1 protein-coding gene is annotated in these 248 nt (G+C 39.5%); it reads left to right on the forward strand.

Annotated features, from left to right (window positions below):
* A partial coding sequence (locus tag DSOL_RS26555) for a protein kinase domain-containing protein (protein WP_139314661.1) occupies window positions 1–248 on the forward strand: 248 nt, incomplete at both ends.

Here is a 248-nt window from a genome sequence, read left to right on the forward strand (position 1 = left end):
GAGAAAGCAGGAGCAAAGGCCCAGTTTGAGGAAGATATTTTAAAGAGCTTACAGCATGAGAGCGTTCCCCGGTTAATTAGAAAGATTGAGCGTGAGGACTTCTGCGGCTATGTACTTGAATTCATGGAAGGTAGAACTTTCGAGGATATTATTTATTTTGACAAGCACGTGTTTGAAAGAGAAGAGATATACAGAGTAGGAAGCCAGCTTGTCGAGATATTAAAGTACTTACATTCAAAGAGTATAGT

Source organism: Desulfosporosinus metallidurans, assembly GCF_001936615.1.
In the GTDB taxonomy this organism is placed as follows: domain Bacteria; phylum Bacillota; class Desulfitobacteriia; order Desulfitobacteriales; family Desulfitobacteriaceae; genus Desulfosporosinus; species Desulfosporosinus metallidurans.